We start from the raw sequence: 13948 nt of genomic DNA, 5'->3' as shown, positions 1-13948 counted from the left end.
ACTCAGTGTTGCTGCCGGTTGTTAGCAACCGCCGTGCCAACGCTGACCGCACTCCTTAAGCTTCTGATTACGTTTCTAAAAACCAACCAGCCGGTGAGTGATCCTGGTTGTTTCGGATCTGACAGGATCTGCGCGGCTGTCAGAAAACGAACAACGACCACAACCATCAACGCGAAAAAGCCGATTTGGCGGGACCTGTTCCGATGCCTTTGTGGAACGGAACTTGCTGCTCTTCTCGCAAGTCGGGCGATTTGAGGAGAGTGAATATGCCGGTCGGGCTCAAAACCTGGCGGACCAGCGGCGAGCGTTGCAAATTCATTACAGCGCTTGGTGCGCTGACATTGGAGATGATCGGCAAGAAATTCGAACTGGCTCACGAAAGCAGCAGCGCCGTGCCAATCGTTCAGCTCAGCGCGCCTACATAGGTATGTCGTGGCGACAATCATCTTTTATCAGAAGCTCGGCTGCGCCACTAACGCGCGTCAGATTCAAGCGCTGAAGTCCGCCGGCCACGACGTGATCGCCCAAGACATCTTGAAGAAGCCATGGGATGCGGAGGAATTGCGCGGGTTCTTCGGCAACATGCCCGTCGAAGCCTGGTTCAACCGAGGTGCGCCCCGTATCAAGTCAGGCGAAGTCAATCCCGATACTATCGACGCGGCAAGCGCACTCGCATTGATGGTGGGCGATCCGCTCCTGATACGACGACCGCTGATCGACGTAGACGGGGCACGATGTGCCGGACTCGATCATGAGCCCGTGCTGTCGCTGCTTGGCCGCAACACGCAAGATAATCTCGAGGAATGCTTGCACGAAGCAAACCGCACGCGTTGTCCGCAGACGTGAGGAAACGGCGGAGCGTACCCCTAGGCCATCAAACGAGGCAAAGAATGACGTTTCCCACTTCCGGCTTCCTTCACGGGTAGTAACCGAGGGGATCTTCGCTGAGACGGCCGGCGCGAGTGGCTGCTCCGTAAGGCGGCACCGCCCATATTGCGCTCGCATGCTGCGCTTATCGCCTGCGCAAGCTGTGAGAGGCTGCCGCAGTTGCTGCCTTTATCACGCATGACCTCCGCGGCCTGGATTGGATCGAGCACCAAGCCGAGAGGCAGTTTCTTGAAGAATTCGGCTCTCTTGAATTGAATAACGATCAGAACAGACCACCACGCTTCGCGGCCCGTGATCCTTATGCAACTTAGCGGCATAATTGCGCTACGGCCGCTCCCATTTTGATCGGTATCAAATCCTTCGCCATTCCCCGTGTGTGACAGAGACCTCGCGCGGTTCTTCGCGCGGATTTTGGAATGGAGAATTCGATGAGAACAAGGACAGTTCTGACGACGGCATCGCTCCTCGCGCTCGCGACCTCGTTGGCCAGCATCTCGGTACAGGCTGCGGATCTGGGTCGGGCGCCGCTCTATTATAAAGCGCCTCCAATCGAACCCTTCAATCCATGGATGATCCGCCTGCGCGTTCTCGGCGTTTTGCCGGATACCGCAGGCAGCTCGGTCAACGTTGCCGGGACTCCCTCGCTGTCCTCACCAAGTTCTGGGCTTTCGATCAGCGATCAAGCCATACCCGAGCTCGACATCACCTATTTCTTCACGAAAAACGTTGCCGCTGAACTCATTCTCGGCGTGACCAGCCATCACATCAGCGGCAATGGCGCGCTCACTGGGCTCGATATCGGCAAAGCCTGGCTCTTGCCGCCAACACTGACCCTGCAATATCACTTCACCGATTTCGGCGCGCTCAAGCCCTATATCGGCGCGGGCATCAACTACACCGCGTTCTTCAATCAATCGGCAGCCAACACGTCGCTCGCCGGTCTTGCCGTGACGGATTTGCGCATCAGCAACCAATTCGGCGCGGCGGTCCAGTTCGGCTTCGATTACATGCTTGATCGTCACTGGGGTCTCAACTTTGACGTCAAGAAGCTGTGGCTGCGGCCGGAGTACTCCGCGACCGTAAACAATGCGATTGCCGTCACCGGGCGCGCCAACATCGACCCATGGCTTGTCAGCGGCGGCGTCACTTACAAGTTCTGACGCTAGAACAGGACCAGAAAGGCGTTTGATCAACCCGCACGCGGCGAGCTCATCGAGCGCGTCCCCTAACCTCACCGCAGTGCAAGCAGGGAGCGAGGTGACGCGTCAATGACGCGTCATCTCGCGAGACGCGGGAAGCCATTCGCAGCATTACTCTCGCTGTAAGCTATGGATCGCGCGGCATGGAGTGACGGTACACAAACAGATCGACCCAGCATATGATCATATTCTTGTTTCGTCGCGCATTGAAAGGCGCCATTTGCCTATTGGGCCGAAGAAAAACGGCGGCACGCCGCGCCAAGGTCAATGACCTGCTGTTCGCAGACCCGGAGCGTAAGGGCTCCGCTCAACCTCAGACGATCCGAGCTCCGAGCGGCCAGCTCATGGACGGACAAGCCGTCCATGCTTGCTAGCCCGGGCAAGTGGCCGCTAAGCGAAGCCTCTAGCTTCGCTTTAGCACCATCACAAGGCGGTCGACACGTTTGCCCTGCTTGAGGTGGGAGTTTACGATTTCGTCAACGTCCTCAGGCGTGGTCGCGCGATACCACACTCCATCGGGGTAGACGACCATCAAGGGACCAGAGTTACAAAAGCCAAGGCAGCCTGCCATCGTGAAGCCAATATCGTTGAGGCCTTGCGCTTCGATCGCCTTGCCCATTCGATCCCACAGGGCTTGCGCGCCGGAGGCGCCACAGCTGCCGTGCGGATGAGTCGGCGGACGCTGCGTGTTGCAGGCAAAGACATGATGCCTATAAAGTTGAGGAAGCTCGAATTCGGTTTCTGAGTTCATGCGCCTATCCTGTGATCAATGGGCTTCATCTGAAAAGAGATAAGGCGCGAGCACATCACCCCCCGCAATCTCTTACGACTGAACGCCGCATCGACCAATTGATGCTACTGTTTCCCACTCGCGCTTGCGAAAGCAGGCGAAATGAGCGGGCGCCATCGTGATTGTCGTCGCTGAAGATCAGCGATAGATACCTTCGCGTCCGGAGCCGCCTCCTTGATCAATTCCAACCTCTTCTGCCGTCATCGCGATCATTTTTACTCCCACGTCACTTGCTCACCATCCAACTTCTCCAAAGCAAGTTGTACACCAGATGCGTAACGTTCGTTTCTGCAACGATCCCCTGCTCTGCCCGACGCGAGTCACAATTAGTGTCGAGGTTGCGACAATCTCGCTTCTTTTCGGACACGACAAACCTCGCGTAGCATTTGACCTACCGCTTCAACCGTCTGCAGTTCGTACGCAGAATGGGCGAGACTCTCGGTTATTTAGCCCAGCTCTTGCGCTATCATGCCTTGGAACGATCAGCGATCTTCATGATCCTCCTGCCGCCTATCGAGGAGCCTCCATCCTCGACGATCGCGCGGTGAATTGCGCGCTCTGTTCTGCCATGGCGTGATCGGCTGGCCGCATCGTCCAGTGCGAGCCCACAGCATCTTTTTCGCCCGAAAGCTGAACGCTGCGTTCCGCCGCTGCCGATTATCGTTTGCCTCGACAGATAGCGCCTGTCACGAGAGCCCAACGAGGCAGGGATGATCGCCGAGCGTCTTTGAGGCTGCAGGCCAAGCCGGCCGCAATCCTGATTGGCAGCAACGGCAACCGGCAACACAGCGGTCCCAGATTGGGCCCACGCTTCGCACCTCAAAACGCGCTTGCCGCGGCGCATGCGGAACAACGAACACGTGCCTATTAATGCATCTGATCCTAACCGATCCTTCTGACGATGGTGGCGACAATCGCTAGGGCGTCGCGCGAGCGGAGGTTTGGCATTGCAGTTGCAGAGCAGGCAATAACGCCAGCTGCGCCGGCCGGCCAAACACTTCTGACACAGGATCGTCATTCCTCCCCAAACGGTCCTGTCAGTCTGGGTCCCTCCATTTCCCCAGCCCAGACGATGCCCTCGGCGAACTTCCAGCCGCCGGGGGCATTCCCGCTCGAACATATCGTCGGCAGTACGAAGGGTGTCCTGCCTGCCGGCTCGACGCAAACAAGAGCAGCTTCTTGGTGCGACGGAGATCGCGGGAGTGCAAGGGCGCAATCCGGCGGGCTGCCCGTTTTATCTCACAAGTCAAAGGCCGTGACGCGCATCTGCCAACGCTCAGAGTACGACCGGCCTCGTCCGGCGGCAAAGCGCCTGAGGTAGCTTGAGCAACAGCAAAGCGATGGGCCCGTTAGTCCGGGTGGATCGTGATATCCATGGTTTCGTCGCTGTCCCCGAACGGGTCGGCGAACCGATCGTCCTCCAGCAGCTTGACGCCGCACAGGCAGACGTCACCTTCGATCACGGCGAGCGCTAGCGGCTCAAGCGATTGTCCATCGCAGGGGCCGTCGATGCACATTCCAGTGTCGATCTCGAATCTTGCACCGTGTCGGCCGCATCTGAGAAAGGAGCCGTCAGCCGAGAAAAACGCACCGGAGCGGATGTTGAGCCAGACGCTTTCATGCGGACAACGATTGACGTAACCAAAATAGTCGTTGCCGAAGGTGCGCACCACAATAATTGGAAACGGCCGGCTCTCGCCCCTATCATCGATCCGCGACAGGCTAAAGCCCATGGCCCCGCTCCGCTCGATGGCATCAGCCGGACAGACGGCAAAAACCTCGATCTGATCGCTCATCAGCTTGCCAATTGTCGGTTCGGTCATCCCGGCCGCGCAGCTTCCTGCTTGTAGGCATCGAGCGCGGTCCGGCTCAGCCGAAAAATCCCACGGCCACGAGCGAGCGGCCGATAAGCCGAGCTGGCACGGGCGTTGAGGATATCAAACCATTGGTTCGATGTGAGCTTCGCCGGACGCTCGCTGATTTGGATCACCCTCCCGTTTGGACCGAAGCGGACGTGGATGATGACTTGTTGCGAGTTCATATCGATCCCCTGTTTTGGTAACTCTAAAGATCCCGAGCCGACACCGAGAATCTCTCGACCCTGATGTGCTTGGTTTCGGGCACCTTGGCGCGTGGGCCTCAAGCCGCGCCTTGGACGCGGCGCCTTTTCTACTATCGAGCAGGTCTTCTTTGCGCTCGCTCGGAGGATTTCTCTTCGTCAAGACGAGTGCATGCCTCCAGCGGCATCCGGCGCGCTCCCGCATTTGTTTGGATCACGATGTGCGCCCGGCAACGCGTATCCTCGGTCCCCTTGCTCATCACTCGCGATGACAAACACTGTGATCATCGCAATTCAATTCTCGTTCTTCCGTGCCGTGGATAACGAGCATCTCAGTAAATCGCTGCACCCGCTCCCACGTTGATCGACGCATCTTTCATGGTCTCGACGATAAACTCGATCTGCTCGTTCGTGAGATGGGTGTGAAACGGAAGCGCCAGAGCGCGATCGGCTATTTTTTCCGTAACCAGGAAATCGCCACGCCGATAGCCGAAATCAAAGTAGTGGCGTTGCAAGTGCAGGGGCTGGCTATAGGCGGCGCATTCAACCCGTGCGCCGCGCAGATCATCGATAATGGCGTCGCGCCCCGATCGCGTAAAGCGCGTCCCCAGATGAACGAGATAAAGCAACCAATTCACCTCGGTCACATGGGGTCCAATATAAGGAGGCTTGATGCCCTCAAATGATTGCGTATGCGCGTTGTAAAGCTGCTCGACCAACCGACGCCGCTCCAGGATTTCATCGAGACGCTTGAGCTGCGCCAGGCCCAAGGCAGCCGTGAGATCGCTCATGCCAGCTTGGTACGGTGCGGTGCTACCGACAACAACTGAGGAGCGCTCGTCCAGACGATGGAGGCGATGGCGACGCATGCCGACCGCGATGTCGATATCGTCGGTCACCACCATTGCGCCTTCGCCACAGGTCATGGCCGCCGGCTGGGCAAAGTCGAACACAGCGAGGTCACCAAATCGGCCGACGAGCTCACCCTTGTAGCTCGATCCGATCGCCTCGGTGGAGTCCTCCAAAAGCAGCAGCTGATGGCGCTGCGCGACCGCGCGCAGTTCCGACCATGGCGCGGGATGACCGTTGGGGTTGCCGGCGACAATCGCCCGCGTGTTGGCCGTGATGCGCTCTTCGACCTTCGCTGGGACTAATGCTCCCGACCAATAGTCGATATCGGCAAATACCGCTCGTGCGCCTGCGAGACTGATGGCATGCGCGGTCTCACGAAAGGAGTAGGGCGAGGCGATAACCTCCTGCCCCGGGCCGATGCCGAGCGCCTTCAGCGCAAGCAGGAGCCCGATGGCACCACTCGAGACCGCAACAGCATATTTGCGGCCCAGATAGGTGGCGAAAGCGTGCTCAAACGCCTCAGTGATCTGCCCGTTGGAGATTTGCGGCGAACACAGCAGCGTTTCCACGGCAGAGAGCTCGGCGCTGGTGATATCGGGATCGGACAGTGGAATGAATGATGTATTCTCTTCCAAAGTGTGCGCGCCATCAAGCCGATACTCTGCTAGTTCAGTGCTCACCGCCCACATTCCTTTTGGCCAATACGATTCCGGTCGCCCGCGTCGGATCGGCCGTAATCTGCACGCAGTGATCCGATCCATCGATCAGATGAAGGTCGAAACGAGGAAACTGCCGGAACGGACGATCCGCTACATCCGACGCATCACAGCGCACCCAGGCAAGCTGCGGAAAGCGGCGCCGTAGCTCGACAGACAGACCCATCTCGGCGCAATCGGCTGCAAGCAGCCGCTCGATTTCGATCAATTCCTGCGCGGTGAGCGCCATCGTGGCTCCTCTATGATTCCTCGACCGTGGTTCGTCATTGCCAGAACAGACGCTCCGGATCCGCATTCAATTCGTCGATTGCAGAAGTCAACCGATGGTAAAGGCTGTAAAATTCCCAGATGCCTCGCGCGTGGTTCTTGCGAAACAGCTTCCAGATCCCGCTCACGGCATCATAAAGAATCAGCGCGACATCGATGAGAGCGCCATCCTTGTCGATGTTGCGCGAGCAACAGGGGCTCTCAACGAGGTAGCCGCCCCTCACCTGCGTCACGTTCGGCGAGACGTAGAGATAGCGCTTGCGCGAGCTCAAGCCGCGCTCGATCCGTTTGCGATCGAGCTCGTTGGGGTGAGGCACCAGCCCGGCCTTTACCTTTCTCATCAGCGCGGCATTCATGGCGAAAGCCTCCATTCAAAGCACTGTGATTTCTTCTTCAAGACAGCCGATGAGTAGCTGCTCACCAAAATCGACAATATAGATCGGCACGTTCGCTTCGGTATGGATAGCGACGTTGATGATCTCGCCGGTCGCTCCGGCGGCGAGCAAGACTCCCTCGGGCTCCTTATTGGGAAATGAGCGGTCGTTGATGAGGTCGACTGCGGTTTTGACCCGCTGGCCGCGCCGATATTTCGGAAAGCCGGGCTGGGTCATGACTCCTCCGGCAATGGCAGATCATCGATCTCCTGGCAGGCGTCCACCGGCTCTAGTTCCTTGCGCTTCATGCCAACGCGGTAGCCGCTTTCCAGAAACTCGACGCCGTAGATGTAGAATTGCTGCAGGAACGTACCGATCGAGACGACGTAACCCACCTCTCCCTTCTTGACCAAGACGTCGCCAATCTCCTTGCCGCGATAGGTGCCATCATTGCGGATGGTGCGATTGGCTCGCAGTTTTTGGCCAAAGCTGAAGACAGGCGCCTCGCTGAGCTCGACGACGTCGCTGTCGCGAACAATGCTGTTCATGTACCGCTCCTCATGCGCATCGTTCCCTCGTAGAGATGCAGCGAGCCGCCTCGCCCATCGCAGGCGAGATCCTGCATCACTTCATGCTCGCGTGGCATCGTCAGTCACATCGGCGATGGCAGCTCCGCCTGAAAGACCGCTCTCGGCATCGCGAAGCGCCTTCGGACCGCCGCGCAGAATGAAATGCCCGCCAGGGCCGTGCTGCCGACCAGCAACAGCACTTTTGCAGGGCAATCCAGAGCAGTCGTCGTCCGTGATCGAGGACCGAAAGTCGGCGCCTGCGCCGCCGTCAGCACGCAGCACGAAGCTTGCGACGTTTTCAGCACCAGCTCTTGGCATGCCGTTCATGGGGGCTCACGCGTTAGGCTGGCGCCTGGTAGCGAGGCAAGGATGTGTCAACTACGCAGGTATTGTCGACCGGACAGGCGGCGACACATTGCGGCTCGTCGAAATAGCCAACACATTCGGTGCATTTCGCCGCTTCAATGACAAAGTTCCCCCCCTTCTCCGAGATGGCAACGTTCGGGCATAAGGGTTCGCAGGCTGAGCAGCTCGTACACTGCGAGGCGATGATCTTGAATGGCACACATTCCCCCTTACGCCGCAGAGATCAGAGATCCTTGCCGGATCGCGGCGTCGCCGCGCTGCGCGTGCTGGATCTCGCCGCGTTTCACCTTGTCCAGATAGGATCTGAACCAGGCGATCGCCGACTTCTCAATGAACTCATAGGCGTATTCATCGACCGGCTCGATCCCCGCCTTGATCAGATTGCTTTTCGGGCAGCCACCGATCTTGGCCACGAAGACCGCATGGCAGTCCTGGATGCCACGCATGATGGCGGAAAGCCTGTCCTCCTCGCCATAACCGCCCTGGCAGTAAACGTCCACGCGGCGGTGGCCGACGAATTTGGCGCCGGATGTAGAAAGTTCGTATACCTGGAATTCCTTTGCATGCCCAAAGTGCTCGTTGATCAACCCCGAGCCCTTGCTTGCGACGGCCACTAAAAGAGTGATCGCGCTCATCTCTCCGGCAAATTCCGCAAGCTCCTTTTGGCCGGCCGCGACTTTGGCGGCACGTTCATCCTCTACCCTGTCCTGATATGCCCTGCGCATCTCTAAGTCATATTGGACGTCCATTTTCATGACCTGATCGGTGGTGAACTCTGCGCTGCGATCCTCCCCGAGTAGACCGACCGCATCGGCGCGGCACTGGCGGCAATGCCGCATCATTTTTATCTCCCCTTCACAAGCATCTTGCAGCGCCTTCAATTCCTGCGCTGTCGGCCCGCGCTGACGGTTGAGGCCAAATACGGTGCCGTGCTCGGGCGCCGAGATCAGCGGCATGATATTGTGAAGAAAGGCACCGCGCGACTTCACCGCCTTGTTGACCTCGATCAGATGGTCGTCGTTGATGTTTGGGATCATTACCGAGTTGACCTTGCACAGGATACCGCGTTCGCTAAGCATCTCGAGGCCTTGCAGCTGGCGATCGGTGAGTATCCTGGCCGCGTCGATGCCGGTGTAGCGCTTGTGGTTGAAGAAGATCCAAGGATAGATCTTGGCGCCGATTTCGGGATCGACCATGTTGATGGTGATGGTGACGTGGTCAATTTTGCATCTGGCGATGGCATCAATATGGTCCGGCAGAGCCAATCCGTTGGTAGACAGACACAGCTTGATGTCGGGAGCCGCCTTGGCGACCAGCTCGAACGTCTTGAACGTCTTTGCTGGATTGGCCAGGGGATCGCCGGGACCAGCGATGCCAAGCACCGTCATCTGCGGAATGGTGGTCGCGACCGCGAGCACTTTTCTTACCGCCTGCTCAGGCGTGAGCTTCTCGCTTACCACACCCGGACGCGATTCATTGGCGCAGTCATATTTTCGGTTGCAGTAGTTGCACTGGATGTTGCAGGCAGGCGCGACCGCGACATGCATGCGCGCGTAATGATGATGCGCTTCGTCGCTGTAGCAGGGATGGTTCTTGACCTTTTCCCAGATTTCGGTCGGCAGATCGCCTTGGCCTGCCTGCGAGCCGCAGCTCGCCTGCCCGGTCTTGGCCGAAGCGCGGCAGCCCTTAGGCTTGTGGGCGGGCTTCATCTTGCCGCTATCCGCTGCAGCCTTGACATATTTTCCGCGTCCGACGACCGCGTTCATTTTCATTTTTCCCTGCAGGCATCATCGGCCTCCCAGGACCATCCGTGAGCGAGCCTCAAGAAGCTGGGTAGCAACTTGCATGCCATGGCGGAGACGATGAAATTACAACCATACGCCAACGAGTTAGCGGAAACGATCGGCGCTGGCGCGTGTAAGAACGGCAATGATGCGCTTGTTGACAATGCGACAGATACGTCGTCATTCTCACGCAGAGCTCCATGGCTTGCGCATTCATTCTCGCGCTAAGCCACAACCCGGCTCCACCTGAACGGGTTTTCTCGCGTTGCGGCTCTCGCAATATGCCGATACGAGCTGGGGGATCCGGGCTTCACAAGGCCACTAATGGGTCAGCAGTATCTCAACCGCCCAAGGGAGCCCAATCGCAAGCGGTGTCAGGCCTTGCTCGAGTAGGAAGCGGAGCTCGTTGCGAGAGAGCGCGTCCGGATCAACGATCGCATAGTGGGTGTCGGCCGAGCGCTTGATGATCTGCCGCGCATAACTACGCAACAGCTGGTCGTTGAAGCGACAGCCGATGAAGAGAAAGGTCTTTCCGGTTCGCCTTTCCTTGATGATGTCCGGAATTGGCGTCTGAATGTCGATTTCGGTCAACGCCTCAACATAGTCAGCGTCGGAGATAAGGAAGTTGTTGGCCGGCTGCACGCTGCCATGCGGCTTGTACAACACCGTCGCCCAGCTGCCGGCCACGGCACTGTCGACCTCTTGGCCAACTGAATCGTAAAAGCGATACCAGCGATTCTCGCCAATCCCGCCGCGGGTGATACCCTGTACTTCGCCCCATCCATCGCGCTTACCCAGCGCCGCGCGCATGGCGGCATCATACCAGGCGTCTACTATGACGGGCAGCGACAGGGACGCAAGATGATGGTGCAACCGCGTCGGCTCGACTGGCCGAGCGAAGGCCTGGGTCATCAATGCCGTCACGGCGGACCGATGTTTGCTGATCTCGATATGCTGCGCCGATGCCCACGCATTGCCCCTAGCCCGCCGCGGCAGCGCAATCTTGCTGGCGAAGAAGCCGGCCAACGCCTCTGGTGTGGTCGGCACATCGGATCTGCACAATTCGGCGAGGCCAGGACCAAGATAGGGAACAATGCTCGCGGCCCTCAGACGGGCAGCGAGGTCCACGAGCGTGGCCTTTGCATCGGCCGCATCGACAAAGTCGATCTGCGGGGGCGCCTTCATGGATCGTCCCCGTTCTCGCCCCGTTTTTTAGCGTTGATTGTGATCGGTAACCGTGTGTCGCTCGCCATCTCGGGCAAATCGAGCACCCAGCCATTAGCTACTTTTATCCAGCCGCCCCATAGCGTCTCGTACTCGGATTCCACGATTGGCTCTTCGAGATCCTTTTTTGGCACGTAGATCGACAGGCCCGCGTCCGGAGACCGGCGGATCATGATTTTCACGAGGTCTACTCCCTGACTGTGACGCGGGAGGTGGCGCGCAGGCGAGCCACGATGTCGGACACTGCGCAGACGACCTCATCGACCTCCGCGAAGGAGGTTTCACGCGACAGAGAAAAGCGCACCGCGCCGCGTATCCGCCACGCCGGCACCTGCATGGCATGCAGAACATGCGATGGCTGCATTGAGCCGGAGTTGCAGGCTGATCCGATCGACACGGCGATGCCCGCCCGATTGAGATGGTGAACGATGGTTTCGCCTTCGAGATGATCGAAGACAATGTTGGCCGTGTTCGCTAATCGATTGCTGATATCACCGAGCGCAACGCACTCGCCATTATGCAAGATTCCCTGCTCAAGGCGGTCGCGCAACGCGCCAATGCGAACGCGCTCCGGTTCGAGCCGCTCCGCCGAAAGCTCGGCAGCCTTTCCCAGGCCGACGATGCCGGGAATATTCTCAGTCCCGCCGCGACGCCCTCGTTCCTGTGATCCGCCGCAGATCAGCGGTCGGAATTTTGTCCCTTTGCGCAAATATAGCGCGCCGACCCCCTTGGGGCCGTGCAGTTTGTGCGCGGATAGCGACAGCATGTCGATCGCACTGTCCTTTAGGTTCACGCGCACCTTACCGATGGCCTGGACCGCATCGGTGTGAAACAGCGCGCCCGCCTCACGGGTCAACCCGGCCAGAAACTCCACAGGAAACATCGTTCCGGTCTCGTTGTTGGCCCACATAACCGAGGCAATCGCTGTGCGTGGCCCGAGCGCGCAGCGAAACGCCTCGACGTCGAGCCGGCCGCGGGAATCTACGGGTACGATGTGCGTCTTGACTCCTCTTGTCGCCAATTGCTCGGTTAGCGCAAGAATGGCGGAGTGCTCAACCGAGGTGGTGACGATCTCGTCGCGCTCTTCCTGCGTCGCAAGCGCAGAGAGGACCGCGGCATTATTGGCCTCGGTCCCTCCCGAGGTGAAAACGATTTCATGATCGTATGCGTTCCCTAGCAGGCCCCGCAAGCTACGCCGGGCCTGCCTCACAGCGACTGCGACCTCGCTGCCAAAGGCATGCGTGGACGAGGCATTGCCGAATTGCTCGGTGAAGAACGGCAACATGGCTTGCACGACGGATGGATCGGTCCGCGTCGTTGCATTATTATCGAGGTAAATCGGCACTCTATTTTTGCTCAATCCACGCCTCGCCTGCAGCAGCAACGGGGATCAGGCGAACCAATTCGCCGAGTTTATCGACCAGACGCGCCTGAATGCCTTCCAGCGTCACCCTCGAAAGCTTACACAACGTGCAGGCACTGGTCAGCCTGACCATGACCCTGCTGCCATCAATCCTGATCAGGTGACAGTCGCCACCGTCGCGTTGCAGATTGGGTCGGATCTCTTCGATTGCGCCGCGAATGCGACGCTCTCGGTCTGTCGCAGTGGACGACGATTGCCTTAGTTGTTCTGGTTCGGCCGGCATGCTTCGATGTCTGCTCCTCATCAGCTGAACGATTTTCCGCAGGAGCAGTTCGCGATGGCGTTCGGGTTATGAAAGGTAAAGCCAGAGCTCTCCAGTGCCATCACGAAATCGATGGTCGTACCGACCAGATGCTCACGGCTCTTGTTATCGACGAACACCTTCAGCCCGTCGCATTCGATCACGGTGTCGTCAGGCTTCGCTTCCTCGGCCAGACCCATCTTGTATTTGAATCCATTGCAGCCGCCTGCTTCGATCATGACGCGCAGACCGCCGGTCGGGTGCGTCGACGATGAAATCGCGCTCTTGATTGCATTCACTGCGCTATCCGTCAGGTTGATCACGGCTTTCCCTCATCAGCTTGGATCTAGCTACCAAGGGCAAGTCACGTGCCAGCGCGCAGACGCTTGATGATGCTCACTTTTTCGGATCGCGCCTGCTGGCTTTGGAACCGGTGTCGGGTTCCCGACAAGGCTCCTTGAGGCGACCGCAGCCACTGACGCGTTTTCTTTCTGACCTACGCCCGGAGACCGCTACGCATGCAACGGCAAGAAATTTGCATCGCATCTGGCACCGGCCAAGGCGTCGGTTAAGAGCTTAGATCGAGGAAGAATTTAATGACTGCAATCGAGAACACCGCACTCGGCAGACTTGAGAAGGAGGGCCGCCTGCTCAATGCCGTACTCAAAGGCGGGACTACCAAGCCGGGCCGGTTCGGCTTTCGCGGCGACGTCGCACTAAAATTCCAGACCCAAGTCGCGGACGAGAAACGGCCGCCGGATTATTCGATCGAACAGGTGTTGACGATCGCGCAGGACGGAGAACGCACTATTCCGGTGCTGGCCGGCTACCTGCATTCCCTCGCCTATCTTGCTGACGTCGCGACCGTCCTTGACGGTGCCTTAAGCCCAAACGGCAGCTACTTCATCTTCTGCAACAACATAGATTTGCTCGCGAAATATCGAATCAAGCTCGGTGATATTAACTTCCACGTCCTACCGTGCGATGAATCCACCGTTTGGAAGGAGATGATGGACCTGGTCGGGCTCAACAAGGACGACATCAAGAAGCTCGATCCGGGCGGCAAGCTTGATTACCTCCTCGATGCCGCAAAGGATCTCGATTTGTCCTATGAGGAGATCTCGTACCACGACGGGCTAAAAAGGATGGAGCCCGTGAAAAACCGCAACGAGAACCGGCCGGTCTGAGCGCGGTCT

19 protein-coding genes are annotated in these 13948 nt (G+C 58.5%); 4 read left to right on the top strand and 15 right to left on the bottom strand.

Annotated elements, in window-relative coordinates:
• The first annotated feature begins 266 nt into the window (after positions 1-266).
• From LRP30_RS06925 to LRP30_RS06915, 3 genes are all read left to right on the top strand, one after another.
• On the top strand, positions 267-425 hold the full coding sequence (locus tag LRP30_RS06925; protein ID WP_249759786.1) for a hypothetical protein: 159 nt from the start codon (positions 267-269) through the stop codon (positions 423-425).
• A 7-nt stretch (positions 426-432) separates the two neighbouring features.
• Positions 433-846: an ArsC/Spx/MgsR family protein gene (locus LRP30_RS06920; RefSeq protein ID WP_249759785.1), complete on the top strand. Its 414-nt coding sequence runs from the start codon at positions 433-435 to the stop codon at positions 844-846.
• 470 nt (positions 847-1316) lie between these two features.
• Positions 1317-2048, top strand: coding sequence for an OmpW family outer membrane protein (locus LRP30_RS06915; protein WP_249759784.1), 732 nt, complete (start codon positions 1317-1319; stop codon positions 2046-2048).
• A gap of 442 nt (positions 2049-2490) precedes the next feature.
• Here LRP30_RS06915 and LRP30_RS06910 read toward each other — a convergent pair whose 3' ends face one another.
• The 15 genes from LRP30_RS06910 to LRP30_RS06840 form a co-directional block, all read right to left on the bottom strand.
• Positions 2491-2838, bottom strand: coding sequence for a (2Fe-2S) ferredoxin domain-containing protein (locus LRP30_RS06910; protein ID WP_018319601.1), 348 nt, complete (start codon positions 2836-2838; stop codon positions 2491-2493).
• 1388 nt (positions 2839-4226) lie between these two features.
• Complete coding sequence (locus LRP30_RS06905; RefSeq protein WP_249761711.1) at positions 4227-4676, bottom strand: Rieske 2Fe-2S domain-containing protein; 450 nt, start codon at positions 4674-4676, stop codon at positions 4227-4229.
• A 20-nt stretch (positions 4677-4696) separates the two neighbouring features.
• Positions 4697-4918: a hypothetical protein gene (locus LRP30_RS06900; protein WP_249759783.1), complete on the bottom strand. Its 222-nt coding sequence runs from the start codon at positions 4916-4918 to the stop codon at positions 4697-4699.
• A gap of 350 nt (positions 4919-5268) precedes the next feature.
• Positions 5269-6423, bottom strand: a complete 1155-nt coding sequence (locus LRP30_RS06895) for a DegT/DnrJ/EryC1/StrS family aminotransferase (protein WP_249761710.1) — start codon at positions 6421-6423, stop codon at positions 5269-5271.
• 34 nt (positions 6424-6457) lie between these two features.
• Positions 6458-6733: a DUF6129 family protein gene (locus tag LRP30_RS06890; protein WP_249759782.1), complete on the bottom strand. Its 276-nt coding sequence runs from the start codon at positions 6731-6733 to the stop codon at positions 6458-6460.
• 34 nt (positions 6734-6767) lie between these two features.
• On the bottom strand, positions 6768-7127 hold the full coding sequence (locus tag LRP30_RS06885; protein ID WP_130212184.1) for a DUF3024 domain-containing protein: 360 nt from the start codon (positions 7125-7127) through the stop codon (positions 6768-6770).
• 15 nt (positions 7128-7142) lie between these two features.
• Positions 7143-7382, bottom strand: a complete 240-nt coding sequence (locus LRP30_RS06880; RefSeq protein ID WP_249759781.1) for a nitrogen fixation protein NifZ — start codon at positions 7380-7382, stop codon at positions 7143-7145.
• A complete protein-coding gene (locus LRP30_RS06875; RefSeq protein ID WP_249759780.1) occupies positions 7379-7693 on the bottom strand; it encodes a nitrogen fixation protein NifZ in 315 nt (104 codons plus the stop codon). Before LRP30_RS06875 ends, LRP30_RS06880 begins: the two co-directional genes overlap by 4 nt.
• Before the next feature lie 361 nt (positions 7694-8054).
• On the bottom strand, positions 8055-8279 hold the full coding sequence (locus LRP30_RS06870) for a 4Fe-4S binding protein (RefSeq protein ID WP_249759779.1): 225 nt from the start codon (positions 8277-8279) through the stop codon (positions 8055-8057).
• A gap of 10 nt (positions 8280-8289) precedes the next feature.
• Positions 8290-9789: a nitrogenase cofactor biosynthesis protein NifB gene (nifB, locus tag LRP30_RS06865; protein WP_249761709.1), complete on the bottom strand. Its 1500-nt coding sequence runs from the start codon at positions 9787-9789 to the stop codon at positions 8290-8292.
• 396 nt (positions 9790-10185) lie between these two features.
• Entirely contained in the window at positions 10186-11049 is an 864-nt protein-coding gene (locus LRP30_RS06860; RefSeq protein WP_249759778.1) for an SIR2 family protein, read from the bottom strand.
• Positions 11046-11270, bottom strand: a complete 225-nt coding sequence (gene nifT, locus LRP30_RS06855) for a putative nitrogen fixation protein NifT (RefSeq protein WP_018319613.1) — start codon at positions 11268-11270, stop codon at positions 11046-11048. The genes LRP30_RS06860 and nifT overlap by 4 nt, the downstream gene beginning before the upstream one ends.
• Before the next feature lie 5 nt (positions 11271-11275).
• Positions 11276-12448 (bottom strand): cysteine desulfurase NifS, encoded by a 1173-nt coding sequence (gene nifS / locus LRP30_RS06850; RefSeq protein WP_249759777.1) that lies wholly within the window; start codon positions 12446-12448, stop codon positions 11276-11278.
• Positions 12435-12734 (bottom strand): NifU family protein, encoded by a 300-nt coding sequence (locus LRP30_RS06845; protein ID WP_249759776.1) that lies wholly within the window; start codon positions 12732-12734, stop codon positions 12435-12437. Before LRP30_RS06845 ends, nifS begins: the two co-directional genes overlap by 14 nt.
• Positions 12735-12754: 20 nt before the next feature.
• Positions 12755-13075, bottom strand: a complete 321-nt coding sequence (locus LRP30_RS06840; protein WP_249759775.1) for an iron-sulfur cluster assembly accessory protein — start codon at positions 13073-13075, stop codon at positions 12755-12757.
• Between the two features lie 273 nt (positions 13076-13348).
• Here LRP30_RS06840 and LRP30_RS06835 point away from each other — a divergent pair, with 273 nt between their 5' ends.
• Positions 13349-13939 (top strand): hypothetical protein, encoded by a 591-nt coding sequence (locus LRP30_RS06835; protein ID WP_249759774.1) that lies wholly within the window; start codon positions 13349-13351, stop codon positions 13937-13939.
• The last annotated feature ends 9 nt before the right edge of the window (positions 13940-13948 follow it).

This window comes from Bradyrhizobium sp. C-145, assembly GCF_023375135.1.
In the GTDB taxonomy this organism is placed as follows: domain Bacteria; phylum Pseudomonadota; class Alphaproteobacteria; order Rhizobiales; family Xanthobacteraceae; genus Bradyrhizobium; species Bradyrhizobium zhanjiangense.
This window is presented reverse-complemented; position numbering and strand designations above follow the sequence as displayed.

Excerpts from the sequence above, each read along its gene's own strand:
- LRP30_RS06925 (WP_249759786.1), top strand. The coding sequence starts at position 267 with ATGCCGGTCGGGCTCAAAACCTGGCGGACCAGCGGCGAGCGTTGCAAA.
- LRP30_RS06915 (WP_249759784.1), top strand. The coding sequence starts at position 1,317 with ATGAGAACAAGGACAGTTCTGACGACGGCATCGCTCCTCGCGCTCGCG.
- LRP30_RS06910 (WP_018319601.1), bottom strand. The coding sequence starts at position 2,838 with ATGAACTCAGAAACCGAATTCGAGCTTCCTCAACTTTATAGGCATCAT.
- LRP30_RS06900 (WP_249759783.1), bottom strand. The coding sequence starts at position 4,918 with ATGAACTCGCAACAAGTCATCATCCACGTCCGCTTCGGTCCAAACGGG.
- LRP30_RS06890 (WP_249759782.1), bottom strand. The coding sequence starts at position 6,733 with ATGGCGCTCACCGCGCAGGAATTGATCGAAATCGAGCGGCTGCTTGCA.
- LRP30_RS06885 (WP_130212184.1), bottom strand. The coding sequence starts at position 7,127 with ATGAATGCCGCGCTGATGAGAAAGGTAAAGGCCGGGCTGGTGCCTCAC.
- LRP30_RS06880 (WP_249759781.1), bottom strand. The coding sequence starts at position 7,382 with ATGACCCAGCCCGGCTTTCCGAAATATCGGCGCGGCCAGCGGGTCAAA.
- LRP30_RS06875 (WP_249759780.1), bottom strand. The coding sequence starts at position 7,693 with ATGAACAGCATTGTTCGCGACAGCGACGTCGTCGAGCTCAGCGAGGCG.
- nifB (WP_249761709.1), bottom strand. The coding sequence starts at position 9,789 with ATGAAGCCCGCCCACAAGCCTAAGGGCTGCCGCGCTTCGGCCAAGACC.
- LRP30_RS06860 (WP_249759778.1), bottom strand. The coding sequence starts at position 11,049 with ATGAAGGCGCCCCCGCAGATCGACTTTGTCGATGCGGCCGATGCAAAG.
- LRP30_RS06845 (WP_249759776.1), bottom strand. The coding sequence starts at position 12,734 with ATGCCGGCCGAACCAGAACAACTAAGGCAATCGTCGTCCACTGCGACA.
- LRP30_RS06835 (WP_249759774.1), top strand. The coding sequence starts at position 13,349 with ATGACTGCAATCGAGAACACCGCACTCGGCAGACTTGAGAAGGAGGGC.